Annotated in this window: 25 protein-coding genes, 1 tRNA gene and 1 pseudogene; 14 read left to right on the plus strand and 13 right to left on the minus strand. The window is 41.8% G+C overall.

The annotated features are described in order from the left end of the window. Positions 1–29 precede the first annotated feature (29 nt). Complete coding sequence (locus ACGF5R_RS18140; protein ID WP_387692076.1) at positions 30–980, plus strand: nucleoside hydrolase; 951 nt, start codon at positions 30–32, stop codon at positions 978–980. A gap of 52 nt (positions 981–1,032) precedes the next feature. Here ACGF5R_RS18140 and ACGF5R_RS18145 read toward each other — a convergent pair whose 3' ends face one another. Continuing rightward, the gene (locus ACGF5R_RS18145; RefSeq protein WP_387692078.1) at positions 1,033–2,022 is read right to left on the minus strand and encodes a glycosyltransferase; all 990 of its coding nucleotides are present in this window, start codon (positions 2,020–2,022) and stop codon (positions 1,033–1,035) included. A 567-nt stretch (positions 2,023–2,589) separates the two neighbouring features. Between ACGF5R_RS18145 and ACGF5R_RS18150 the strand changes: the two genes are divergently transcribed. After that, positions 2,590–3,786 carry an aspartyl protease family protein gene (locus ACGF5R_RS18150; RefSeq protein WP_387692080.1) on the plus strand — a complete coding sequence of 399 codons (1,197 nt, stop codon included), beginning with the start codon at positions 2,590–2,592 and terminating at the stop codon, positions 3,784–3,786. Positions 3,787–3,979: 193 nt separating this feature from the next. Here the strand turns inward: ACGF5R_RS18150 and ACGF5R_RS18155 are convergent, their stop codons facing one another. Beyond that, complete coding sequence (locus ACGF5R_RS18155) at positions 3,980–4,147, minus strand: helix-turn-helix domain-containing protein (RefSeq protein WP_049582902.1); 168 nt, start codon at positions 4,145–4,147, stop codon at positions 3,980–3,982. 217 nt (positions 4,148–4,364) lie between these two features. Here ACGF5R_RS18155 and xreR2 point away from each other — a divergent pair, with 217 nt between their 5' ends. The 3 genes from xreR2 (at position 4,365) to ccdB (ending at position 5,322) form a co-directional block, all read left to right on the plus strand. Then, on the plus strand, positions 4,365–4,574 hold the full coding sequence (gene xreR2 / locus ACGF5R_RS18160; RefSeq protein ID WP_036811682.1) for a cell morphology transcriptional regulator XreR2: 210 nt from the start codon (positions 4,365–4,367) through the stop codon (positions 4,572–4,574). Positions 4,575–4,794: 220 nt separating this feature from the next. Continuing rightward, a complete protein-coding gene (gene ccdA, locus ACGF5R_RS18165; RefSeq protein ID WP_112879300.1) occupies positions 4,795–5,013 on the plus strand; it encodes a type II toxin-antitoxin system antitoxin CcdA in 219 nt (72 codons plus the stop codon). After that, positions 5,014–5,322: a type II toxin-antitoxin system toxin CcdB gene (gene ccdB / locus ACGF5R_RS18170; protein ID WP_387692082.1), complete on the plus strand. Its 309-nt coding sequence runs from the start codon at positions 5,014–5,016 to the stop codon at positions 5,320–5,322. It abuts the gene before it with no gap. Between the two features lie 109 nt (positions 5,323–5,431). On the opposite strand, the gene xreR1 is transcribed toward ccdB, so the two are convergent. Together xreR1 and ACGF5R_RS18180 are read right to left on the minus strand one after the other, a co-directional pair. Further along, positions 5,432–5,668, minus strand: coding sequence for a cell morphology transcriptional regulator XreR1 (gene xreR1 / locus ACGF5R_RS18175; RefSeq protein ID WP_112879302.1), 237 nt, complete (start codon positions 5,666–5,668; stop codon positions 5,432–5,434). 321 nt (positions 5,669–5,989) lie between these two features. Beyond that, on the minus strand, positions 5,990–6,652 hold the full coding sequence (locus ACGF5R_RS18180; RefSeq protein ID WP_112879303.1) for a GntR family transcriptional regulator: 663 nt from the start codon (positions 6,650–6,652) through the stop codon (positions 5,990–5,992). 436 nt (positions 6,653–7,088) lie between these two features. On the opposite strand from ACGF5R_RS18180, the gene ACGF5R_RS18185 reads away from it, so the two are divergent. The 8 genes and pseudogenes from ACGF5R_RS18185 (at position 7,089) to ACGF5R_RS18220 (ending at position 16,557) form a co-directional block, all read left to right on the plus strand. Further along, a complete protein-coding gene (locus ACGF5R_RS18185) occupies positions 7,089–7,817 on the plus strand; it encodes a DUF969 domain-containing protein (RefSeq protein ID WP_112879304.1) in 729 nt (242 codons plus the stop codon). Continuing rightward, positions 7,817–8,833, plus strand: coding sequence for a DUF979 domain-containing protein (locus ACGF5R_RS18190; RefSeq protein WP_112879305.1), 1,017 nt, complete (start codon positions 7,817–7,819; stop codon positions 8,831–8,833). The genes ACGF5R_RS18185 and ACGF5R_RS18190 overlap by 1 nt, the downstream gene beginning before the upstream one ends. A 9-nt stretch (positions 8,834–8,842) precedes the next feature. Then, the gene (pcp, locus tag ACGF5R_RS18195) at positions 8,843–9,490 is read left to right on the plus strand and encodes a pyroglutamyl-peptidase I (protein WP_112879306.1); all 648 of its coding nucleotides are present in this window, start codon (positions 8,843–8,845) and stop codon (positions 9,488–9,490) included. A gap of 99 nt (positions 9,491–9,589) precedes the next feature. Continuing rightward, entirely contained in the window at positions 9,590–10,348 is a 759-nt protein-coding gene (locus ACGF5R_RS18200) for a LamB/YcsF family protein (protein ID WP_112879307.1), read from the plus strand. 17 nt (positions 10,349–10,365) lie between these two features. Beyond that, positions 10,366–11,979 (plus strand): 5-oxoprolinase/urea amidolyase family protein, encoded by a 1,614-nt coding sequence (locus ACGF5R_RS18205; protein WP_112879308.1) that lies wholly within the window; start codon positions 10,366–10,368, stop codon positions 11,977–11,979. Continuing rightward, positions 11,976–13,766 carry a biotin carboxylase N-terminal domain-containing protein gene (locus tag ACGF5R_RS18210; RefSeq protein ID WP_387692084.1) on the plus strand — a complete coding sequence of 597 codons (1,791 nt, stop codon included), beginning with the start codon at positions 11,976–11,978 and terminating at the stop codon, positions 13,764–13,766. The genes ACGF5R_RS18205 and ACGF5R_RS18210 overlap by 4 nt, the downstream gene beginning before the upstream one ends. A 1,195-nt stretch (positions 13,767–14,961) precedes the next feature. Beyond that, positions 14,962–15,721 (plus strand): annotated as a pseudogene (locus ACGF5R_RS18215) (RtcB family protein). 5 nt (positions 15,722–15,726) lie between these two features. Beyond that, a complete protein-coding gene (locus ACGF5R_RS18220; RefSeq protein ID WP_387692086.1) occupies positions 15,727–16,557 on the plus strand; it encodes a nucleotidyltransferase domain-containing protein in 831 nt (276 codons plus the stop codon). 152 nt (positions 16,558–16,709) lie between these two features. Here ACGF5R_RS18220 and ACGF5R_RS18225 read toward each other — a convergent pair whose 3' ends face one another. The 8 genes from ACGF5R_RS18225 to folD all read right to left on the minus strand — a co-directional run bounded on the left by ACGF5R_RS18225 (position 16,710) and on the right by folD (position 22,987). Further along, positions 16,710–17,876 carry a glutathionylspermidine synthase family protein gene (locus ACGF5R_RS18225; RefSeq protein WP_262981118.1) on the minus strand — a complete coding sequence of 389 codons (1,167 nt, stop codon included), beginning with the start codon at positions 17,874–17,876 and terminating at the stop codon, positions 16,710–16,712. A 129-nt stretch (positions 17,877–18,005) separates the two neighbouring features. Beyond that, positions 18,006–18,896 (minus strand): DUF1190 domain-containing protein, encoded by an 891-nt coding sequence (locus ACGF5R_RS18230; RefSeq protein WP_262981119.1) that lies wholly within the window; start codon positions 18,894–18,896, stop codon positions 18,006–18,008. Between the two features lie 12 nt (positions 18,897–18,908). Beyond that, on the minus strand, positions 18,909–19,346 hold the full coding sequence (locus tag ACGF5R_RS18235; protein WP_112879697.1) for a DUF350 domain-containing protein: 438 nt from the start codon (positions 19,344–19,346) through the stop codon (positions 18,909–18,911). Next, positions 19,347–20,009 carry a YjfK family protein gene (locus ACGF5R_RS18240; RefSeq protein ID WP_112896662.1) on the minus strand — a complete coding sequence of 221 codons (663 nt, stop codon included), beginning with the start codon at positions 20,007–20,009 and terminating at the stop codon, positions 19,347–19,349. A 65-nt stretch (positions 20,010–20,074) separates the two neighbouring features. Beyond that, positions 20,075–20,758, minus strand: a complete 684-nt coding sequence (locus ACGF5R_RS18245; RefSeq protein ID WP_112879695.1) for a PspA/IM30 family protein — start codon at positions 20,756–20,758, stop codon at positions 20,075–20,077. 20 nt (positions 20,759–20,778) lie between these two features. Beyond that, positions 20,779–21,165 carry a DUF2170 family protein gene (locus ACGF5R_RS18250; protein WP_112879702.1) on the minus strand — a complete coding sequence of 129 codons (387 nt, stop codon included), beginning with the start codon at positions 21,163–21,165 and terminating at the stop codon, positions 20,779–20,781. Positions 21,166–21,899: 734 nt separating this feature from the next. Continuing rightward, complete coding sequence (gene ybcJ, locus ACGF5R_RS18255; protein ID WP_112879694.1) at positions 21,900–22,112, minus strand: ribosome-associated protein YbcJ; 213 nt, start codon at positions 22,110–22,112, stop codon at positions 21,900–21,902. After that, the gene (folD, locus tag ACGF5R_RS18260; protein WP_112879701.1) at positions 22,112–22,987 is read right to left on the minus strand and encodes a bifunctional methylenetetrahydrofolate dehydrogenase/methenyltetrahydrofolate cyclohydrolase FolD; all 876 of its coding nucleotides are present in this window, start codon (positions 22,985–22,987) and stop codon (positions 22,112–22,114) included. Before folD ends, ybcJ begins: the two co-directional genes overlap by 1 nt. A 195-nt stretch (positions 22,988–23,182) precedes the next feature. Here folD and ACGF5R_RS18265 point away from each other — a divergent pair. After that, positions 23,183–23,259, plus strand: a tRNA-Arg gene (locus ACGF5R_RS18265). Positions 23,260–24,163: 904 nt separating this feature from the next. On the opposite strand, the gene ACGF5R_RS18270 is transcribed toward ACGF5R_RS18265, so the two are convergent. Then, on the minus strand, positions 24,164–25,702 hold the full coding sequence (locus tag ACGF5R_RS18270; RefSeq protein WP_387692088.1) for a hypothetical protein: 1,539 nt from the start codon (positions 25,700–25,702) through the stop codon (positions 24,164–24,166). Positions 25,703–26,035 lie beyond the last annotated feature (333 nt).

The raw sequence follows: 26,035 nt of genomic DNA on the forward strand, positions 1-26,035 counted from the left end.
TATATCACTTTCTCTGGCAAGGAGTAAAAATGACCACCAAAAAAATTATTCTTGATTGCGATCCGGGACATGATGACGCTATTGCGATGTTATTGGCGCATGGCAACCCTAATATTGAGCTATTAGCCGTCACGACAGTTGTCGGGAATCAGACACTGGATAAAGTCACTCACAATGCGCTGGCGATAGCGCATATTGCTGGTATTACCGGTGTGCCCTTTGCCGCAGGCTGTCATCGGCCATTAGTTCGCGAGCTCGAAACGGCATCGGATATTCACGGCGAATCTGGTCTGGGTGGCGTGAAGTTGCCTAAACACTCTCGAACTCTGGATCCTCGCCACGCCACTGATCTGATTATTGATACTATTATGTCTCATCCGCCCAAAACGGTGACTTTGGTTCCCGTTGGCAGCTTAACCAATATTGCTCTCGCCGTCCGTAAAGCACCGAAGATCGTTGAACGGGTAAAAGAAGTGGTATTAATGGGCGGTGGATATCACACGGCTAACAGAAGCGCAGTAGCAGAATTCAACATCAAAACCGATCCAGAAGCGGCACATATTGTTTTCAATGAAAAATGGCCATTGACGATGGTCGGCCTGGATCTAACGCACCAAGCACGGGCCACGCCAGAAATCACCAAAGCAATTTCACGTATTAATACCAAAGCGTCTCAATTTGTCGTAGAGCTACTGGAGTACTATGGTGAAAGTTATCAGAAGAGACATGGTTTCAACTGCCCTCCAATACATGATCCTTGTGCCGTCGCCTATATTATTGATCCTACAGTGATGACAACGCAAAAAGTCCCCGTCAATATTGAACTGAATGGTACCTTAACTGTGGGAATGACCGTAGCGGATTTCCGTTATCCACCATCAGAAGATTGCCATACCCAAGTTGCAATCAAACTCGATCAACAGCGATTCTGGCAATTGATTATTGATGCGTTGAAAAACATCGGCGATACCTGCGATTAAGATGGAAAATAATCACAGGTAGGGAACGATAATAAAGCCGTTATTTTCACTATTAAACGGCTTTTAACACCGCTCTAAGTCGCGGATATCGACGAGCCAAACGCCAACGCAATCTAAATCCACGGGCATTTTTCCAAATCATTGACCAAATACCGCGCTCAAACAATTCATGCACCATTTGTTGTTTTATCGTAGAGGATTCTATCTCATTAATCGTATGCAAAATCCCTAGCCCTTCTTTCGCAATCTGCCAATGACACGCCGGAGCCTGCTTGACTTGCTGTGGATAACGCTGATTAATCTTATTCAGCATCTCCAAGATTTTCATATAGTGATGTGCTGTTCTTACCTTAATACCATCATCCGCAGGAACATGGGACACCGAAGCGGCGTGAATCAGATAATCATAAAAAGATTCATCAATATATTGCACCCGATTTGCCGTCAACAAGAGTTCTGTTGTCCACGGAATATCCTGATGATGCAACCCCGGTTCAAACTGATAATGATGTTTTGTCAGAAAAGCCCGTTTGTAGATATTCAGCCAAGTTACATGCAGGAATTTGCGTGAACTCAGTGCTTGTTGCAACCATTCTGGCCCGCTCAAAACCGCGGTAGAAGAGAGGCGCTCGGAAGGAAAAATCTTTCGAGCAGGCCGACCATCATCATAAACATAATGACCGTTGCAAGTAGCAATATCCAAATCATTATTCTGAGCAATCTCTAACAGCCGGTTATACATACCCGGATAAATGACATCATCAATATCAGGGAAAGCCACATAATCACCTCTGGCTTTCGCTAACCCCGTGTTACGGGCAACAGAAACTCCTTGATTCTTCTGCGTGATAATTTCTGTCTTTGGGAATTTTTCGGCATATTGCTCAATAATCTGGCGACTATTATCCGTTGAACCATCATCAACCAAAATTAATTCAAAATCAGTTAGCTTTTGCCGAGATAAATTGACAAAAAACTGCGGTAAAAACCGTTTTCCATTATAAATAGATACGACAATGCTGAGTTTTAGTGATATAGACATAAAATCAATATATTCCTTTAGCCCAAAGGTGTTATTTTATTATATTGAGATCATCTGGATATTTATCAGAAAAATAATTTCCACATATAAATATAAATCCAATAAATATTCATTACCTTTACATTATACCTAAAATGATTTATAGTGATTTTTATTTCAAATTGTTATCATTGATATACACTATATAATCAAACACATCCAGATAATTTATCTTTTAATGCTACCTCTATTGCCAATTAATTATTCTATAAATATCGCCATTAATAACTTTTACCGTTCACATTTATCAATAGCCGATATTTTCACCAATATTACCGTTGAAACCAATAATAGTTCAACCGCAGTTAAACAATTATTCACTACATTTCACATCAACTAATATAATGATGTTATTGTTTATCTTTGGCTTTAGTACAAAGCAGATAATAATATTTGCAATGAAGCTAAGCTGATAACGCGTACTACCTTAGGTCATACACAACATTTTATTGCTTCCCGTGCATTATGTTGGGTTTTACCGGACCCTAGATTTTCATCTTCCACTCCCTAGAAAAGGAATCTAATATTATGAAAAAACAGGAAAAGATAGCCTCTCGGTCAATTATTACCGCCAGTTTGCTGACACTAATAACGGGCTGTAGCCATATGGAAAAAATCCATATGCCAGAAGAAAACAAACCCGTCCTTTCTACTAAGCTGGACATCCATCAACCAACATCGATCATTGTTCCTGTCACTATCTCCGGTAAAAAATATCAATTCTTGCTGGATACTGGCGCCAGTTATACCTTCATCGATAATAAGCTGGCAAAAACGCTGACACAAACCACACCAGAATCAAAAATACCGGTTACATTCCACCGTATGCTATCCGATGGACTGGTTACAACCAGTGAAAAACGCTTACACAAAGCTGATCTAACATTATGGCAACCCCTGGCAATTATCCTAGGTAATCATACGGTGCCGGGTTCTGATCCCTGGATTGGCATTGACATGAGTCTCTTTAATCAGTCCCTTGGTCAAGAACTGGATGGTATTCTCGGAATTGACACTTTTCGTCAGTTAAACTGGGAAATAAATAACCTGAACCATACATTGACAGTATGGCGCCATGCGCCTTCAATCCTAAATTATCAACAATGTGAACCTTACAGTGATAGCTACGGCAAATCCCCCGCAATCCAGATCTCTAATGTCGTTTTTAATATAGATACCGGGGCTGATTACAGCTATGTTTCTAAGGAATTTATTGAATATCTGAAAAAAGAGCACAAAGATAAAATTTCTGAAGGAACCAGTGTCAAATACGCGTCCGCCGGTGGGCTTGATAGTAGCAAAGAATACCTGATTGATGGTTTGTATTTACAGCAACTGCCGGTAGGTCGTCTGAAAATTGGCGAAAATAAAAATGATCTCTACAATCTTGGTATGAGTTTCTTCTCGCGTTTTGATGATTATCTGTTTATCCCAAATAAAATGCTGCTCTGCTTTAACGCCAAAAATTTCACCCGTTATGACAACCCACTACTTCGCACAATTGCAATCCGCTATTTTAATAACAAAGTAGAAATATTTTACAACGATCCAAAAGATATTGAAAAATTTGGATTAAAGAACGGTGATATTGTACTGGAAGTTAATGGTCAACCAGCCCTTCCCAAGGATATCACCTATCTTCGCAATCAGTTGTCAGAGACCCCATCGGGTAAATTGACCATAAAAATTGAACGAGATAACACCCAGAAAATTATCACCATTTAATAAAGCTATTTATTGAGGGAGATATAGGTTCTTCCTCAATAAACTTATTCAAATGGGCAGAAGGGATTTATGGAAGCCTCCATGTCTGCTTTTTCTGGGCGGCCAAATACTCAACCAAATCACCATAGGTAATTTCCTCCAATAAAAAGATTAAGGTAAGAAAATTTCTAAGAAATGAAGGGGAAAGCAACTGTTAGCCTTTTGATTTAGTGCTGAAATCAAACAGATCTGTTAGCTCAATCTGTAAACCATTCGCAATAATATTGATGATTTCCAGCGTAGGATTTCTAACCCCACGCTCAATACCGCTGATATACGTCCGGTCGATTCCACATTTATCGGCAAAAGCTTCCTGAGACATGCCAGACGATTGCCTGAAATACCTAACTCTTTGTCCAAAAAGAAATTTTACAGCATTTGGCTTTTTCATCCGATAAGTATCGAATTATGTTACTTATCAGACCACGGACTATGAGTCACTTTTTGCGACAAGTTATGTTATCATATGTGACTTATAGTCTACTATGTAACGACTTACCTTTTCATATCAAAGTTATCCGTAACGCAGAGGATTAATAATGAAAAATCAGGACTGGCACCCAGCAGACATTATCGCCGAGCTGAAAAAACGGGGAACATCATTAGCCGCCGTTTCAAGAGAGGCAGGGCTAGCATCATCTACCCTTGCTAATACCCTGCAACGCCGCTGGCCTAAAGGTCAACGGCTTATTGCCGAAGCTTTAGATTGCGATCCCGCTGAAATATGGCCTTCGAGGTACACAAAGTAAGTGGCTGTAGAGCAAAACGAGGCAGTTTATCAACAAGATAAGCTGCCTCAATCTACTTTATACCACTCGGTAAGAATAATGATTACTTGTAACTGCTTGCATTTATCTTTTCCTGCTCGCAATCCATTTCCTCATGCGAACGTAAAAAATAAGGTTGCCTTTTGTTTTCACGAAATACATACTTTTAATGTGTACTTAAAGTGTGTTTTTGAGGTGTGCTATGAAGCATAGAGTTAACGTAACGGTTGATAAAGAAAATTATCTGATCCTGAGTTCAGCCGGTGTAAACATTTCAGGTTTTGTTAATGAAATCATGACCAGAGAAGCTCAACGAATCAAAGCTGAAAGTTGGAAAGCAGATAATCGCAAAGGAATGGAAGAAGTTGCTCAATTTATTGAACAATATGGCTCATTTGCTGATGAAAACAGGAACTGGTAAATGCAATTTATTGTTTATCAATACAAACGGAGCGAAAGCAAATACAGTATGTTTGTTGATGTACAAAGCGACATCATTGAAACACCAGGAAGGCGTATGGTTATTCCTTTGGTTGAAACGCATCATTTTTCAAGCAAGGTGAGTCGTCATCTATTTCCTATAGTGCAAATCAGAGATGAAAATTACCGACTTTTAACAACAGAACTTTCGAGTGTCTCAGAAAGCGTAATCGGAGAGAAAATCACTGATGTGAGCCAACGGTCATCTGATATCAAAGATGCGCTTAATCTCTTGTTTTGGGGAATTTAACAGAAACGATTCAGATCCGTGACTGTAACAACAGAATAAAATCTTCTAACGGAGGAGAGACGATAAAACAACAAGAATGAGTAAAAACTCAATACTCAAATAAAATCGACTAACTCTTTTTCTCTGCGTCAAAGTCAAACAGATCTTTTAATTCGATCTGTAAACCACTTGCGATGACATTAATAACTTCAAGCGTGGGATTCCTGACGCCGCGTTCGATGCCGCTGATATAAGTGCGATCAAGCCCACATTTATCGGCAAAAGCTTCCTGAGACATACCAGATGCCGTTCTGATATATCTAACTCTTTGCCCAAAAATGGATTTTATAGTGTCAGGTTTTTTCATTCGATAAGTATCGAACGGCGTTACTTATCAAACCACGGACTATAAGTCACGTTTTCCTGTAATTCATGTTACTAATATGAATTACCGCAAAAATACGATGAATGATGTTTTTAATAACCACATGATCGATTAAAAAGTTCGACATCATGGCACAAAAGGCATATATAACTTCTCTTAGCATTGACTTCCTTGATCTCTATAAACACTATCGCCTTTGTCTGGAAAGGCACCAAACAAACATAACGTTACAAAGGAAAAATATGAAAAAATTTTAAATAAATTTGCCAATCTAGCCGCAGGTATTATCTTAATCTTTATTTATTAAGCACGATTTTTGCGCGTATAAGCCGCTAATACAGTACGTTCTGACTGTTCCAGATAGCTTTTTAACTCAGAGGCCGCACTTTCTGGTTCACCTTTCTCAAGTAACGCAAAAATATGGGCATTCTGATCAATATAAGGAGCATAAAAAAGTTCAGGATCGTTCAGATAACCAAAAGCCAGACGCAATTCCGCAGAAATATGCCCATAGAATGTTATCAACCGTTCACTGTCAGTAAGTTGAACAATAGCGGAATGAAACGCCATATTTGCGGTTCCAACACCGATCCAGTCCTGAATATCACGACACTGTTTCGCCATTTCAATTGCCCTACGCATGTGTCCAACCGCAGGATGCATAGGGTAAGACTGCTCTAATGCCTGACATTCAATAAGCCGTCGGACTCGATAAATATCAATAATAGAAGCGATACTCGGTGTGGCGACGAAAACACCACGGTTAGGTTCATATCGCAGTAACCCTTCCTGAGTCAGTATCCGAAAAACCTCACGTAATGTATTACGCGATATCTCAAGCTGTTCGCTCAAAACCGTTTCTGACAGTCGTTGACCGGGTGATAGCTCTCCAATAATCAGCTTTTGCCGGATAATATCTGTTACTTTTTCACTTAATATCTTAGGAGCGGAATTATCTTTTTTCATAATGGTTAGTCGAAAGGGCGTATGATGACCCAATCCAGCCACGAATTACCAGTCTTAAAGCAATAAAAGGATGGCAGGAATCTTCACACATTCACCTACTGTCAGCAAGCATAGGGATCTAACCCGCTTACTGTTTTCTACGCCAGAATGATTATTGCCTCATGATAGTGCATTAAACGCACCATAATAGAGCATCATTATTGTAAACAGTGATCTGCATTTCATTTCCATAATAAAAAAATAATTTATTTTGCCTATTCTTTCGCCTCACTCTATTTATTGTTCAACAATATAAAAATAATACTTTAACAATAAATGAAAATTATCCAACGATGGTACGCATATTGCTTAGATATAAATTTATCTACCACACAGGAATTCAGCCTATGACGACACAGCAAGCAACCGCAATTTTTATCTACCGAGGTGAGACAACATGCAACAGATCGTGAATCTATGGCCGTTGATTGGTATCGCAGTTATTGTCGTGGGTTTTTTACTTAGGTTTAATCCAGTATTGGTGGTAATTGTCGCAGGGATCATCACCGGGCTGGCAGCACATATGTCGATCACAGAGATTCTGGAAAAGCTAGGTTCCGGCTTCCTCAATACCCGAAATTTGCCACTAATTTTGCTGTTGCCGCTGGCAACTATCGGCCTTTTGGAACGGCACGGTTTAAAAGAGCGGGCTCAGACCTGGATTAGCAATATTAAAACAGCAACCGCAGGACGTTTGCTAATCATCTATCTGTTTATTCGTGAAACAACCGCTGCACTAGGGCTGACCAGTTTAGGAGGACACCCACAAATGGTGCGTCCCTTGCTGGCGCCGATGGTCGAGGGAGCGACGGAAAACCGTCATCATGACCTGCCTGACGATGTACGTTATCGCCTGCGGGCCATGTCGGCAGCAACCGACAATGTTGGCCTGTTCTTCGGTGAGGATATTTTCGTCGCCTTTGGCGCAATCATCTTTATGCATAACTTTATGCTAGAGTCTGGCGGCATCCAAACAGAGCCGCTACATATCGCCATGTGGGGAATTCCTACCGCCATCTGTGCTTTTCTGATCCACGCTTTCCGCTTGTCTCGTCTTGATCACCAGATCGCTGCCAAACTGGCAGCACTGAATGATATGGACAAAAATCGAAGGAAGGTGGAGTAATGTTTCAGCAACAGTATCTTTATTGGCTGGCAGGCGTGATTCTGTTAGCTGTGGCAGTAATGTCCTGGCGTGACCACACCAATCCTCGCCGCCTGACCACCAGCTTGTTCTGGGCGCTATATGGCATCGTGTTTCTGGTAGGCGACTGGACTTACCGCTTAATAGCACTATGGGCAGACAGCGAAGCCGAAGCCCAAAAGATGTTGCATATCAGTGTGGGGCTGATCGTCGTATTGATGGCACTGACGGCAGGTTTTGGCGGTGTACGATTGGGTAGCTACCCTCAACGCACACCTCAGCAACGGCAGGAAAGCGCCTCCCGTTTGGGTAATCGTCTATTTCTTCCCGCACTGGCAATCCCTATCGTCACGGTGACAGGCGTATTACTGTTTAACCACGTTCCTGGATTACAACAAGCTCTGTTCGGTACCGGCAACCATGCCACGCTGGTGACGCTATTTTCCATGACAATCGGCTGCCTAGTCGGATATGGCATTGCACTAAAAATGACGCGTGAAGGCGTAGCTCAATCAACCCAAGAAGCGCGTCGCCTGCTGGACGCTATCGGCTGGGCGTTTATCCTGCCACAGATATTAGCGACGTTAGGACTATTATTTACCGTAGCAGGTGTCGGTACCGCCATTTCTCACCTGACAGAGCACTATTTGGCAGTAGATAACCGATTTATCGCGGTGGCGACATACATACTCGGCATGGCGCTATTGACGATGATCATGGGCAACGCCTTCGCCGCGTTCCCGATTGTCACCGCCGGGATCGGCATTCCCATTCTGGTACTGCAACATGGCGGCAATCCGGCGGTTATGGCCGCCATCGGCATGTTCTCTGGCTATTGTGGCACATTGATGACCCCAATGGCCGCAAATTTCAATATCGTTCCGGCCGCGCTGCTGGAATTACCCAATCGCAATGCGGTCATTAAAGCACAAACTCCTACTGGAATAACGCTGCTGATTACTAATGTTTTTTTGCTCTATTTTTTGATGTTTTTGTAAGGAGATCCCATGAAAACCGTTCTAATTACCGCTTTTGAACCTTTTGACAATGAAACCATCAATCCATCGTGGGAGTCAGTCAAACAACTGCAAAACCAACAACTATCTGGAGCACATATTGAGACACGACAGCTCCCATGTGTATTTAACACTTCTCTAACTTGCCTATGCACTGCCATTGATGAGATACAACCTGAACTGGTCATTGCGGTGGGACAAGCAGGTGGCAGACCAGATATCACGGTGGAACGCATAGCGATTAACATCAACGATGCACGTATTCCCGATAATCAGGGCAATCAACCCATTGATACCCCTATCGTGGCAGCAGGACCCGCTGCCTATTTCGCCACCCTGCCGATTAAAGCGATCGTCAGTGGCCTGCAAACCGCAGGGCTCCCCGCTTCGATTTCACAGAGTGCTGGCACATATGTCTGCAACCATGTCATGTATGGCCTACTACATCATCTGGCACTGACTTATCCCAAAGTACGTGGTGGATTTATCCATATTCCCTACCTGCCTGAACAGGCGGTAAAACACCCCGGTACACCAAGTATGACGCTGGAAACAATAACAACAGCCCTGAAAATCGCTATCAAGCAAGCATTAGAAAACAGTGAGGACATAGTTACTGGCGGAGGAACGATTCATTAATTCAGCGTCTATCGGCGTAGCGGATGCTATCTGTAGAACTGATAAGCATCCTGAATTTTTTACTCCTTTTTTGAATATCACTTTATTGAAGTCACGACTATGAACATTATTGATTTAAACAGTGATCTTGGCGAAAGCTTTGGTCAATGGAAAATGGGCGATGATAACGCCATGCTGAGCATTGTCACCAGCGCCAATGTAGCGTGCGGATTTCATGCGGGTGATCCTGCCGGGATCCTTCAAACTTTAAAAGCTGCCCGTGAAAATCAGGTGATTATTGGTGCTCATGTGTCTTATCCAGATCTTGTCGGATTTGGTCGCCGTAATATGGATGTTTCCAGCAATGAGCTGATCGCGGATGTTATTTACCAGATTGGCGCGTTAAAAGGTTTGGCAGCGGCGGCAGGAACCACCGTAAGTTATGTTAAACCGCACGGTGCACTGTATAACACGATTGCCCATGATGAATACCAAGCCCTTGCCGTTATTACGGCGATTCGCGAAGTGGATGACAATTTAGCGCTGGTTGGATTAGCCGGCTCAAAAATATTGGATTTAGCGAGGGAAAAAGGCTTGCGTACCGTTGCGGAAGCCTTTGCTGACAGAGCTTACACTCCACAAGGCACGCTAGTTTCCCGCCGGGAAAAAGGGTCTGTGCTTCATGACGCTAATCTCGTTGCCCGACGCATGTTGCAATTGGTGACCGAAGGGGGAGTTGAAGCCATTGATGGCAGTTTTACCCGTATTCAGGCAGATTCCATCTGTGTTCATGGTGACAGCCCAGATGCAGTAGAAATGGCACGTCAGGTGAAACTAACCCTGCAACAAGCCGGGATCACCGTACGCTCCTTTATTTAAATGCCCAGGAGTATCTAGTGCGTTTTTTACCTGTTAATTTAGATGCCATTATTGTCGAGCTTCATGATCTGAATGAAACGCTGGCGTTATTTGATTCACTTAACACCTGCTCTATTGCTGGCGTAGAAGAAATTATTCCGGCGGCCAGAACACTGTTGATTCGATTTCGTCCCAATGTTGTTTCCACCGTCAAACTTGCCAAAGAAATCAATGGCCGCAACCTGAATACACTGGATAGGACAACAGGGAAACTCGTTGAAATCCCGGTGTATTACAATGGTGAAGATCTGGCGGAAGTGGCAGAAATTCTCGGCATCACCACACAGGAAGTTATCAAGCAACATACAGAAAGTGAGTACACCGTTGCTTTTACCGGATTCGCCCCCGGGTTTGCCTATTTAGTCGCAGATTCAAACCATTTACATGTCCCTCGCCGAATGACGCCAAGAGCCCGCATTCCTGCGGGATCAGTTGGTCTGGCTGGAGAATTCAGTGGGATATACCCTCAAGCCAGTCCGGGAGGTTGGCAAATCATCGGTATCACGCCAGAGCGCATGTGGGATCTCTCACGTTCTCCCTCTTCCCTGTTACAACCCGGTTTCCGGGTACGTTTCAGAGATCAAGGCAAAGGTGCCGCAATCTCTATCACTAAACCCAAAACCCCTGTTGCCCCCATAAAGGACGTTCTATCTTCACAGGTTGATAAACACTCCTCGCTGGAAATCCTAACCACTGGAATACAAACACTTTTTCAGGATTTAGGGCGTTCAGGGCAAGCTAGTTTAGGTATTTCCGCTGCCGGCGCGCTAGATAAAACCGCGCTGAGAAGTGCCAACCGGATCGTCGGTAATCCTTCGGATAACGCATGTCTGGAAATTGTGCAAGGAGGATTAAGCTTTATTTCTCATGGCAATGTCATTATCGCTGTCACAGGTGCTGACTGCCCAATCACTGTTCAAACAGCATCTGGCCGCAAGTTTCAGGTTGCTGGCTATCAGCCTATTGATCTGAGTGAAGGTGATACAGTGACACTAGGAACGCCCAAAGCGGGAGTGCGTTCTTATTTAGCTGTGCGTGGCGGCTTTGCCAAGCAACCTATTCTCTCCAGCCTCTCTTACGATACGCTGGCACACATTGGCCCCAAGCCAATCGCTATAGGCGATATTTTGGATATTCTTACTGTGACGCAGGGTTGCGCGGTATCAATGGATGAAAGGCCGGCTTTTAATATGCCTACTTCTGACGATATCGTTACACTGGATATCATTCTGGGGCCGCGTACTGACTGGTTCACAACAGAAGCGCTATCCCTGCTAAAAAGCCAACTTTGGCAGGTTACACCACAATCTAATCGAGTCGGTATTCGCCTGTATAGCGACACACCACTGTCGCGTCTTAACCATAAAGAGTTACCGAGTGAGGGAACGACCACCGGAGCAATTCAGGTTCCCGCCAGTGGTCAACCAGTTTTGTTTTTAGCAGATCACCCTTTGACCGGTGGCTATCCAGTCATTGGTTCCGTTGCCAGCTACCATCTCGATCTTGCGGGACAAATTCCTGTCAATGCCCGTATCCGCTTCAACCCAATCACTGAATTTCACGAAATAAAAGAGAGCGATTGCTGCTCATGAGTACCGTAATCACCATGAATATTAAAAACCATCCCATGAAAAAAGTTTTGATTGCTAACCGCGGTGAAATTGCCGTCCGTATCATCCGTGCCTGCCGGGATTATGGTTTACAATCTATCGCCGTCTACGCTGATTCGGACATCAATGCACAACATGTACAATTGGCTGATGAGGCTTATAGTTTAGGTGGAAACAGCCCCACTGATACTTATCTTAATATTCCCCAATTATTGGATATTGCGAAACGTTCAGGTGCCGACATGGTACATCCCGGATACGGATTTCTGGCTGAACGGGCAGAATTTGCCCGTGCAGTTATTAATGCGGGGTTGATCTGGGTTGGTCCTGAACCAGAGACAATTGATATTCTGGGTGACAAAGTTAAAGCACGCAAAATTGCCCAACAGGTAGGCGCACCACAGGTTTCAGGTACAGAAGAACCAGTGAAAAACACAGAGGAAGCTCTGGCGTTTGCCGAACAATATGGCCTGCCAATTGCAATTAAAGCAGCATATGGCGGTGGCGGACGTGGCATGAAAGTGGCGTGGCGGCTCGATGAAGTCACCGAACTCTACAATTCGGCTGTTCGTGAAGCAACAGCGGCCTTTGGTCGTGGAGAATGTTTCATTGAACAGTTCCTGGATAAACCTCGTCATATTGAAGCGCAAATTCTGGCTGATAAACATGGCAATGTGGTAGTACTTGGTACACGAGATTGTTCACTACAACGGCGTAACCAAAAATTGGTGGAAGAGGCACCAGCCCCATTTTTGACCGAACATCAGCGCCAGCGTATCCATCAAGCGGCACAGGATATTTGCACCGCCGCTCGTTATATCGGAGCCGGAACAGTGGAATTTCTACTCAGTGTAGACGGCGCGATTTCTTTTCTGGAAGTCAATACTCGCTTGCAGGTCGAACATCCTGTCACCGAAGAAACCACAAGGATAGACATTGTGGTAGAACAATTTCGGATTGCAGAAGGTAAACCTTTATCATTGACCTCAACACCGATCTCTTTAGGCCATTCTTTTGAGTTCCGTATTAACGCCGAAGATGCAGGTAAAGGATTTTTACCGACGCCCGGAACCGTGACGGTATTTTCTCCCCCTTCCGGCCCAGGAATAAGATTAGATTCTGGTGTTGCAGCAGGTTCCACCATCCCTAGCACTTTTGATTCGCTGATGGCTAAATTGATTGTCACCGGACCAACCCGACAACAAGCTATTGCCCGTGCGCGACGTGCATTACAGGAATTCAACATTGAAGGCGTTGCATCAGTATTGCCTTTTCATCGAGCGGTAATGGAACATCCTGATTTTATTTCCGATGACACATTTAACGTTCATACACGTTGGATCGAAACTGATTTTATCAATGATATAAAAATATCTCCGCGTCAGGAAAATCATTATCAAGAAAAGGTAACACGTACTTTTATTGAAATTAATGGCCGTCGGCATGAACTGGGACTACCCGCCGGATTATTAAAAGGGCTTTCATTGCCTGATTCTAAGCAAAATTTCATCACTGAGAGCAAAGGTAGTGAAGCTGAGGAGACAATAGCAGTATCGAATCCCGTCTCAGCACCAATATCCGGCGTTTTACAATCCTGGTATGTGCAGGAAGGTGATGAAGTTAAACAAGGTGATGTCATTGCTGTCATGGAAGCAATGAAAATGGAAACGCAACTTACCGCACATCGTTCTGGGAAAATCGTTATCTATGCAGAAGAAGGCGGTTATCAACAGGCAGGAAATGTGCTGGCAAGTATTAACGATGATTAATAATGATGATATACCTGTTATCTTTCAAGTTGCCTCTTTGTTGGCTGCATTCGCTCCCTTGCCGTCGCGATGCACTTGAAATCCATAGGGTATAATCGCCAAATTAGTCAAAATTAATTGGCTAATTTGACACATAAATTCACATTGCTCAATACAACATCAAATTGTGCGGATAATTTCCGCATAATTTTAATGAAGAGATTAAAATTAAAATGCAAGCAATACCGTGAAAAAGAAGCTAATTAAATCATTTATAAGTAGGAAAAAATAACTATTAATGGCAATATCTCTAACCATTTCATTAATATTGTAAATAAGATAGATAAATCATTACACAATTTAACATTTGTTTATTTGTTATATCTAATGAATTATGAATAAAATTATTTTGTTTTTATCCAGAAGAATATTTATAAAATATTTTCAATATCATACATTTCAATTAAAAATTTAAAAGTCATTCAAGTTATTAATAAACATGAAAATATTTCAATAAAATTAAAAACAACGATAACATAATTTACTAATGATTATTAAGTGATAACAGCCATATATATTTATCTAGCGAATGACAAACAGTGTGATAATTTGTGACTATTTTTACATATATTTAAACAATAAGAAATCATTAACTCATTATAAATTATCAGTTATAAATAGTGTATGAGTTTATTTTTCACATTTGACAATATAAATTCACTCACCAAACAAAAATAAAACTCATAATTAAAAATATATAATTATATCAACAAGATAATATTACTTATTTAACACCCACTCATATCCACATAATAATTACGCATATATCATATACATCTATTTGAATAGTATATAAACTCACTATTACAACAACATCATAATATTAAATAATTAAATTGTTTTACATTCCCTTTACAATTATCAACATAATGTAAAACTATAATAAATTCATATACGATTTTACAAACACATTTTTATATAGATTAGCATCACAAATTCAACATTACGCAACAAAATAATAACTCAAATAATTGCAATTACCATTAAACAGAATACTATATTAATAGTGAAATAAAATTTTCATTTACAATATTTTCCTAATAGTTCAAAAGAAAACCAAGATAAAAAATAAATTCAGAAGCATTGATTAAAAAGGAAAAATATTCGTTACTTTAAATTATAATAATAGTGGCGAATGAATAACCAGGAGAACAATGTGAGAGCAAACGATTACGAGTTGATGACCGCGCCAAACAGCGCACCCGTAAAAATGTGGACTCATGGCGTACCCGTAGAAGCAGAGGCTCGTGAACAACTATTAAATACAGCAAAAATGCCGTTCATCTTCAGTCATTTAGCCGTTATGCCTGATGTACATCTTGGTAAAGGTTCAACCATCGGCAGTGTCATCCCGACTCGTGGGGCGATTATTCCATCCGCAGTAGGCGTAGATATCGGCTGTGGCATGATGGCAGTACGTACCTCATTGAATGCCAAAGATTTACCGGACAATCTATATGCTATCCGCCATGCTATTGAAATCGCCGTACCACATGGACGCACGGTAAACCATAGCAGTAAATTGTCACCACAATTATGTGCAACAGGAGCAACACTTCGGCCAAAACGTGTTAGTCACACGTAAAGGTGCGGTCGCAGCACACCAAGGCGTCATGGGCATCATTCCTGGCTCAATGGGTGCGAAAAGCTTTATCGTACGTGGTCTGGGAAATGAACAGAGTTTTTGCTCATGCAGTCACGGCGCTGGCCGAGTATTAAGCCGCACAGCAGCGAAAAAACGCTTCACAATAGAGGATCAGAAGCGTGCCACGGCACACGTGGAATGCCGCAAGGACAGCGACGTCATCGATGAAATTCCGATGGCTTACAAAGACATTGAGGCCGTAATGGCCGCTCAGTCTTCACTAGTAGAAATCGTTCACACCCTGCGTCAAGTGGTTTGCGTAAAAGGATAATCAAGATGAAAGAAAAATTTGGTATCAGTGACATCATGAAGCAACACATATGCCAAAAACTGGCGCAACTTGAGACAGAGCTGCAAATACGAATACTCTACGCCTGTGAATCAGGTAGCCGCGGTTGGGGATTTGCCTCGACAAACAGTGATTACGATGTACGTTTTATTTATGTACATGCGCCATCATGGTACTTACGCGTCGATCCCTCTCGGGATGTCATTGAACTACCGATCAGTAACGAGCTGGATATCTGTGGTTGGGAACTGCGTAAAACTTTAGGGCTGCTGAAACGAGCCAACCCGACACTGATGGAGTGGGCAGACTCACCAGTAATCTACTACGAAGACGTGGAGTTCATGGCGGTACTACGTGCCCTATTACCAGACTATTTCTCCAACAACAGAGCGCGATATCACTATCTGTCAATGGCAAAGAAAAACTTTCGTAGTTACCTGAAAGGCGAGAAAATTCGGCTGAAAAAATACCTTTATGTACTACGCCCATTGCTGGCGGTACGTTGGATCGAAGCTGGTAAAGGTGTCCCCCCGATGCGCTTCGACACCCTACTGGCCGGAACTGTTACAGACGCAGCGCTGATGCAGGAAATACAGACTCTGCTTGCCATCAAACGTAACGCTGACGAAACGGAGTATAGCCCACGTTTTAAACACATTCATAACTTTATCTGCCGCGAATTAGATGATTCAGTTACCCGCTGCGAGCTCAAAGACAAAAAACACCTCCCAGATACCGAATTGGATTTACTTCTGATGCGCACAGTACTTCACCATAATAATAAAGAAGAAGGAGAATACATGTTAAAAAACGGATGAAAATCATATAAATATGACATTTCAGCAATAAAGTTAGATGTTTACTAAGAGCCAGAAAGCAGGGTATTCCACCCTGCTCCAGAAATAAATATATCAATTCTCTATTTTAAGATGGAAAATTTATGCAGCAGAAATAGATAGTTATAGAATCATTAACCTAAAATAATATGAGGTACAAATCGTGATGTATCCTTCGTGATCCTGCCAATATCCTCCCTAATCGATAGACCCGCAGGCGTATCATTAATAAGCCAACTACCGATGAGGACATGGATATTACCGATCTTTGGCAATGGGGTGTACTGCTGGACAATATAGCCCTCCTCACCGTAAGGACCATCTACTTCTTCAACCACTCTGCCATCTTGATGAATACTGATATTCGCCCCCTCACGGCTGAATATCGGCTTCATGACGTAATGAGTCAGATGCTTGGCTTTTGGATCATCGGCAAAATAAGCTTCAAGCAGATTTGGGTGTCCCGGAAACATCTCCCAAAGCAATGGCAAAATTGCCTTATTCGAGGTGATACATTTCCATATTGGCTCGAACCAGTTAACCCCCGCCGTAACCAAGTGTTGAGCGTATTCTTCACGAAACATGAACTCCCACGGGTACAACTTGAATATAGAATCAATGATCTTGCTATTACTATCCGCAAACTTACCACACTCGCTGAGTCCAATATCCTCAATGTAGACAAACTCAGTATGAATACCTGCATCTCTGGCACAATCAGCCATGTAATCGACCGTACCCTTGTCTTCCTCTGTGCCCTTACAGCAAGCAAAATGAAGCGTGTTGAATGGCAAAAAGGGTTTCAGTTCACAGAAGCGATCAACAAGCAACTCTTGTAGTAAGTTGAACTGATCAGCAGCATGAGGCAATTCACCACGGTTAACCTTATCTTCCAACCACAGCCAGCTAAAAAAACCATGTTCATAAATAGAAGTCGGTGTATCTGAGTTAATTTCCAATAATTTAGCCGGGTTTTTACCATCATAGGCAAAGTCAAGGCGACTATAGAGACTTGGATCTCTGCGCTTCCAAGATCCACGAACCAATGACCACATTGCTTCTGGAATTTGGAACTTAGCCATCAACTCATCACTGTTAACCACTTGCTCTACTGCTTGAAGGCTCAACTGGTGGATTTCCGCTGTCGGAGCTTCAATATGTTCTTCAATCTGCTTGAGAGTAAACTGGTAGTAACGGTCTTCCGTCCAGTACGGCTCATTATCGATTGTATGGAAACCAAACCCAAATTCTTTTGCTCGCACTTTCCAATCATGACGAGGTGTTGTTGGGATCTGAAGCATGACATTAACCCTTTGATAATGCTTATTTGAATCTTGGAAAAAATCATCGCACAAACACTTAATTCAGCAATAATGCCTCGATGCAAAACACTGATAACAAAAAGCCTGCTAATAAAATGTCAGCGCCGGTTAACCACCCCAACTGTATTTAGCGGAAGATATTGAACCAAAACCACCAGAAGACTTGGTAGTGACGATTGGCTTGCTATCATAGCCGCCAGAATAACGGGAATCGCTGCTTTTAAACCTCTGCTCCTTTTCACGTATCAAGCGCTCGCGATACATTCTCTCTTTATGCTTACGCGCTGAATAATCACCGATTTCATCAACGATCTCAGATGCGATATAAGCAGTTGATCGGGAGTTTAGTACAGGGTTTATACCTGCAACAACATTTGCATTCGTTCCAACTTGAGAAACTTCTCGTTTCTCCATTGGCAGGCGAACCGTCTCCAGCGGCTGCAAATAACGTCGGTTCATCTCGTACTGGATATTGCCAATATCGGAATAGACGCCAATAACCTTACCATCAGCGAAAAAAAGCTTACCGTACAAGTCGCCATAGCCTGATGTTGAAGTAAATAGTGGCTGGTAGAACACATTGCGATACTTTTCCGCAATGTCGTACTTGTTAAACTGTTCTGGTTTCACCTCCGCCATCATAAAGGCGGCCATCTTCGGGCGATAACCTACGGCCCCCGGCATTGCTTCACACTCACCGTACTCCAGCTCACACATAGCTTTCCGGCGAAATTTCTGCGAAGTACGCTCCGCTTCGCGTAATGCTGCTTGGTATGTAGTTTCACATTGAGCAGCGATCGTATTCTTCGGATTATTCTGACAAGACGCCAAATCCTTATAAACATGAATTGACAGCTCATCCGCCGATTGGCCACAACCAACGAGTGAACCGACACTGAGCGCCAATGACGTGAAGGAGAAACCACGCCAATATTTACGCTTACTCTCAATGTTAATGGCTGTGCTGCGCATTCTGCGCTTTTTATTCCCGTTCGTCATACAATCCCTAAATCAGTAAGTCATGCAGGCTGCGTTTAAAAGACCAACAGAAATTGACACCGCCGCCAGCACAACCGCGGCAGGGACCTCATTATTCTCAATGCGGGATACAATCTTTGGCATCATGAATATGCGAACCATGAAGAAGCCAGCAATCTGAGCCAACAGCGCAACAACACTCCACATCACGAAATCAATAACCCCCACAGAGTTGCTTGCTGCACTTGCAATGGCGATGCTGTAACCAACCAGCGCGCCACCAAGCGATATCGCAGCGGCACTATTCTTCTCTTCCTTAATAAGTTTCCATTCATCATGCGGAGTAATTATTGTGTAGATGAACTTGAAAACAATGAAAAAAACCAGCGCCAAACCAAAACACAAACCAAAATTGCCTACACCATGCATAAATTGAGTGAAAGCCTGTTCTTCATTTTCCAATGTGATCATTTATGCCACCACTTTAAAATCAGTTTGGTTAAGTTGAATACCGGTGCTCAGTACCATCAATCTATCCAGATGACTCCCTACAACTTTTTCTTCTCCCACAACCTGAAGTTCTTCTGTTCTGTTATGAGCAACCTGACGCGTATACACCATCACAAACTGATCAGTTTCGGTTATGTGACCCTCTTTACTGTAAGTTTTTTCGGTAACAGCCACAGGCTTAATGTTGTCCCATAACTGAGAGAACTGGGTACCATCGAGATCATATCGTCTGCTTGGTGTAACGATACCGTTTTCAATCAGCGCATCCCATTGAGCTTGTGAATCGATCGGTTTAGTTTCGTAAAAGTACCACAGGCTCACTTCCTTCACGCCGTCATCCCCCTCCCCTTCTTGAAGCACTTGAAGGTAACCTTCGTCATCTGTGTAATAACGAACCAAACGCACGTTATCACCTAAGTCGACAACACCAACGGAACATATAAGCTGAGTTGAAGCTGCATTTTCGATCGTTAGGTCAGATTCAATCAGTTTTAGCATTAGCGGGTCTATCTCAAGTGCACCACCAATACGCAAACCTAATACTTCCGGCACCTTTGGAACAACAGGCGCAACCGCCTTACCCCCGAATGCGCTCTTAAACGCATCTACGATTTTGGAAAGCATAGAAATATCTCTTGATAGGAAGATCCCACTTTAAAAAGCAGGATCTTGATTTAACAACTGGGTATTTACTTGCCAAGAATACGAGCAAGTTCATCTTCTGCGGACATAGAACTTGAAGTTATGCCAGCCTCTTTAAGCTTTTTATCCAGATCGCTAGAAGTCATACTATCGTGGAGCTCCTGCTGAGCCTCGAACTGAGCCGCTTTCTCAGCCTGACGTGACTTGATACGCTCAAGGGAATCAAGGGCAGTAGATGTTTTTGAAGAAGCGCCAACAACAGAACTGTGAGTCGCTGCCTGGGCTTTCTGCACCTGTTCAGTTGCCTTAACCAAATCAACTTGGTTCTCAAGCTGAGACACCTTCTTTTTCGCTTCTTGCACAGTGTGTCGGTGCGTCGTTTCAGCCTTCTGGAACGATTCAAACAACCCTTGTTCTCTTTCCAGTTCGTCACGCAAGGTCGCAACTTTCTGAGCACACTCCAGAGCAAGCCCATTATCACCTTTACCCGCAGCAGAGCGAGCATAACCCTCATACTCTGTGATACTGTTTTTGATATCTGAGACCTTTTTCTCTGCCATTTTTCGCTTAGCAATAATGCTAACCAGGCTTTCATCCGCACGGCGGATTTCTGCTTTTGCTTCTCGGATTTCCTGATCAAGAATCGTCAGTGCGTTGCCATCAGCAACAGCTTCTGCCGCGTTATTTACCGTTCCTTTAATTGCCTTAAAAAGCTTTTTCCACACGTTCATTAATATTTGCCTCTATATTGTTATTTTAGGAACTCAGAATACGCATCAAGAAGTTCAGTGATGTTGGCAAACAACGTAGAAACTTCGATGACAACGCTTTCTTGTTTTGATTCTGATGACAATGAACCAAAAGCGGTATAGTAAGATTGACCATCTACTTTAGTTATTCCAACTGAAGTCAGAGGAATCATCTTGTGCGTTTCTAAAATAAACTGATTTAAAGAAGCGGGATCTAAAACATTCTCTTCTGAAAACAGTAATGCTTCCACTGTAATTTGCCTGCCACAAATAGCCAGATGAGCTTTAATTCCGTCTTCGTTAGTAATTGCAAGACATTCACCTATTTGCTCTACACTCCAGTTGTTACCGGATTCATTAAGAGCTTTAATCACTTGATTTAATTCCAAACTATCTACTCCACTGGTTTGTTTTATCATTAAAATCAGTATATTAAGTTTAAATTATCATCAGATTAAACATTTTTCAATAAGTATTGTATTAAAAGCGCACAACACCTTAAATACTGCATATTCACTAAACAGGGTTAAAATTTTATACCATTTGCTAAGTGACCTTTTAATACCTAAATACCACCTGCACAGAACACTATGAGAGAGCTCGCATGTAAAAACTCAACCCACTGGATGATTAAAACCACGCTTATACTAAGGTTGGTTACCTACAGCTTAAACGTATAACCGTGGACAAGATAAATAGAGAATTACGGGGTAAAATAAAAATTTCCAGTAAAATCAACTTAGGTTAATAAAAATATCCATTTTGGTTATCCGTTTACTCAAGCTAATATCGAAGCTAAAATATTTTTCATCATCCCGTTTATCTCCGATATAAAAAACCTTTTCTACTTATTAGTGCTTTTCACATTTAACAGAGATTAACTTGTACATTAAGTTTAAGGTTTAATTCTTATTTACCATTATAACCTTTTTACATTTTCATTATTTTTCATCGAGGTACTTTTTAACTACAGATACTTCGGTTGACCAAATCAAGCTTAATCGCACTTTAACTCACTTTCCAAACATACCGATTAAACACCTTTTCGGTCAATCCCAACCAAAAAGCGAGTACTTTACCCGCAATCTGCGGCTCCCTTCATTTTTAAGGAAGCCCGTTTTAATCATTCTTTAATGTGAACAGATTTACCATTAAAGGTAACAACCTGCCCGGTTATAGCTTTGTAACGTTTACGGGTTTCTATCTGACCGTTTACTTCAACCAGACCTTCAACAATAACCGCTTTAGCGCTAGCGCCGCTTTCGCTCCACCCTTGAAACTTCAACAGATCACATAGCGCCACATGAGGATGGCCTTCTAAATAAAAAATTTCCATTAACAACCTTCAATTTTTTCCACATCATGGTATTCCTCGCAGGCTTGCAAGGTATTCTGGATAAGTGTCGCGACTGTCATTGGGCCAACCCCCCCTGGAACCGGAGAGATCCAGCTTGCACGCTCTGACGCGGTTTCAAAATCAACATCGCCGATGACTTTTCCATCTTCCAGACGATTAATTCCGACATCAATAACAATAGCGCCAAGTTTAATCCATTCACCAGGGATAAAGTTTGGTCTACCAACCGCCACAATGAGCAAATCTGCGTGCTCCACATGGTGGCGTAAATCTTTAGTAAAGCGATGAGTCACCGTGGTGGTACAGCCAGCCAATAACAACTCCAGGCTCATTGGGCGACCAACAATATTTGAAGCGCCGATAACGACGGCATTCAGCCCATAAGTATTAATTCCACAACGCTCAAGCAACGTTGCGATACCGCGCGGAGTACAGGGACGCAGCTTTGGAGCGCGTTGACACAAACGACCAATATTATAGGGATGGAAGCCATCAACATCCTTATCAGGCTGGATACGTTCCAGAACTTTGACATTATCAATACCGGCAGGTAAAGGGAGCTGAACCAAAATACCATCAATTTCTGAATCATTATTAAGCTGATCGATAAGATTCAACAACTCGGCTTCACTGGTGGTATCTGGCAGGTCATAGGAACGGGAAACAAACCCGACTTCCTCACAGGCACGGCGCTTGCTTGCGACATAAATTTGAGAAGCCGGATTTTCGCCGACTAAAACAACGGCAAGACCAGGAGCGCGTCTTCCCGCAGCAACACGTTGTTGAACACGCACTGCGACTTCACTTCTGATTGTCTGCGCAATCGTTTTCCCGTCAATAATTTTTGCTGGCATGTACGAATAAATCCATAAATCAAACATTGGGATATCGCCTATTTTGTCAGAACATGAACGTGCTGTCAGTTTTATTGATAATCAGAAAATAGCCAGATGAAGATTTATAAGCAGAAAAGCCATTGACTCAATGGGTTTCACCGTATAATCTCTCCCCGCGTCAAAGCATTACTGATGCAGCTCATCTCTCAAGATGCGCCCTTAGCTCAGCTGGATAGAGCAACGGCCTTCTAAGCCGTAGGTCACAGGTTCGAATCCTGTAGGGTGCGCCAGTAAAATCAAAGAGTTACCCGCATTTCTGCGGGCGCTGTTAGGAAAACGGATGCTCTAACAGGTGCTGTTAGAGTTTTGTTCTTTTACCCATGCCTCATATATATTTTCAGACCACCCAATGAAACGTCCCTCCTGGAGTTTTTTCTGGCTTAGGGAATTCATTCCGCTTTGCCCACATTCTCCACAATGTGGGGTGGCTTTTCCCCGTCAGCCTGCACATTTCTTTAAGTCCAATGTACCTTGTTGCCATTCGCTTACTCCTTTCTATAACTAACCGCCAAAACTGCTTTAGCCACTAATATCAGAATTACTTCATCTTCCCATACAGCCTCAAATATCAGACTACTTATCTCCCAAACTTATCACCCTAGTTCTTAGGTAATACAGGATATCATAGGAACGTTCGTTTAATATTTAAATTGAACTGATTGTTATTATAAATAATAACATAATTACCCAAATCTATTTTCACACTTCCTTGCCAATATCTAGAAAGTATTATTATCAACTTTCATTACAATATTTTCGCATATATCTCTCTGAGCTAACGAATATAATTCTACAAAACAATGACTACAGCGCACTGAATCATTGGTTAACGGATATTCACTAAATAACTTATGGGATACTCTGGAATTGTACCTTCATAAATAACACATTCTGCTTTTCAATCAACTTTATCTTCCCAGTCAACCCCATTTTCTGTTATAGAAAACCGACAAATTCGGCTAAATCTCTAATTTGCTCTGCACTTATTAGTCTAATTCAGCACATAAAAATAAAAGACTAATGATAACTACTATAATTAACATTTTAATTTTTAAAGTTTTTAACGTAAGAAATATCTCTATTTTGCACAATTAATCACAAAATAGAGATATACTTGAGATTTGATGAAATTTTTTAAATACTCTCTAACTTACCTTTCGGTAATAATGCGATTTCTTTACCTAGATGACATTCTTTCCATCTTTTTATTAGGGTAGCCACACATGGATTTCCTGCTAATTGATTCATACGAACCCAATCTACATCTAGTAAAGCACACAGTAGTGCAACATCTAATTTACCTTGCAGGGCATGCCATTGCCTGATGCTAGGTTGTCTCTGAAGCTGAGCCTTAGGTGAAGATAAACCACCAACAACAAAGTAGTGTTGTTCATTGTCATACCACAATCGTTGTATTCCCGGAACATTTCGCAACCAACCTTTTATATCTTTCAATGGCTTATCAAAAACCCGAGATAAAAGGCTATCCCATGACGAGATAAGCGAAGTACTAGCTGTCTTTTTAGGCTGAGCATTTCCTTTCAAAACCGAGTTCTGCTTTTTTAACCACCTTGAAAAAACTGCTTGCTTAATTGTTTTGTAATCTGTCTTATCAATATTATTCCGCATCAAATCCGCTAATTCATTATTCCAATATCCGACTAGTTGAGGCAACTCTTTATTAAGCGTAGCCGCTTTTCCTTGGCTAATTTCTCCTTCTTCAGTTAACTCTCCTATCTGCTGAATGAGCACTTCTAGATCAGGTAACAACCATTGATATACAAGATGTTGTTGAACTTGCTTATTCATATCTGACAAAACATCGGTCATCCCCTTAGGTAACATATGTGGCGTGTCATACTTCGGATCTTGCAAAATAATTGACACCCGCTCATTTGCTAATTCCTTACTCAAAATAATAGTTAAGCGTTTCACAAAACGCCGAACTTTCTCTACTTCGGTCTCAAACCTATCCATCACTTCCTGAGGACGGTAACTATATGGCCACTTTTCTTCTAATAATTCTAGCAGTTTAACTACAGATGTATCGAATTTTTGGAGCCATTGGTCACAGACTTTTACTAATTGTGGATCAGTAGGGTTAAAAGGTATCAAAACAGGACGATCTTGATTAACGGTAAAGAAATAGCCATCGGTAATGATGGCCATCCTTTCATTAAGACATTCCACCTGTTTAGGCAATAATTCAGAAACCCGCACCTCAGGACATAGCAATAGCTGTTTTAGCAATAATTCTTTAACACTAATTTCGAGATTCCTCACTAACATCTCTTGATATTCTTTTCCATTGATTTCAGAGATCCCATAATTAAAGTACTTCTGTTCAAAATCTGGATAAAGAATAAATTTACCTGTTTCTTTTTCCTCAAATTCCATCAATAAACCAGATTCTATAGCATCACCCATAAAATCATTGGGGTTAACGTTAATGTGTTGGACAGCACATTTAGAACGCAGGGGCTCGCTCAAAGGATACCTGTCATCAACTATCCCAGAAGTCTGATCTAATAAGATCAATATCCGACTATCGCTGCTAGGCTCATAGTCTTGTATATTCTCAATACCAATATCTTCTAACCAATTAAACCTTACATCTATTCCTTTCGAGTTCAATAGCATAGTAAATAGATTCAAAAAAGAACTAGTATCCACCTTATCGGATACCCTAAGATCAATAATATCTACTTCCCCATTTAGCGATATGCTTTGAAATGCGGAAAGATTCTTCAGCTGTTTATACTTTGTCTTAATAGGAAGAGGTTGAAGTTTGAGAACTTTTGGCTTTAGCTTGAAACCAAACTCATAAGCTCGTTGAATGAATTCATCTTGAACTGGTTTAAGGATAACAGGCCAACTCAGTGAAAACTCTTTAGGCAGGGTGAGATCTCACATTTTTAATAAGGTTATTTTAGTTAAATAAAAATCAAAATATGACTTTTTATAGGCATTTCTCTCATTAAAACGTTAAGATCTCTCTCTTCCATA

Origin of the sequence: Photorhabdus sp. RM71S (assembly GCF_042879355.1) — a bacterium.
GTDB classification, from domain to species: domain Bacteria; phylum Pseudomonadota; class Gammaproteobacteria; order Enterobacterales; family Enterobacteriaceae; genus Photorhabdus; species Photorhabdus kayaii.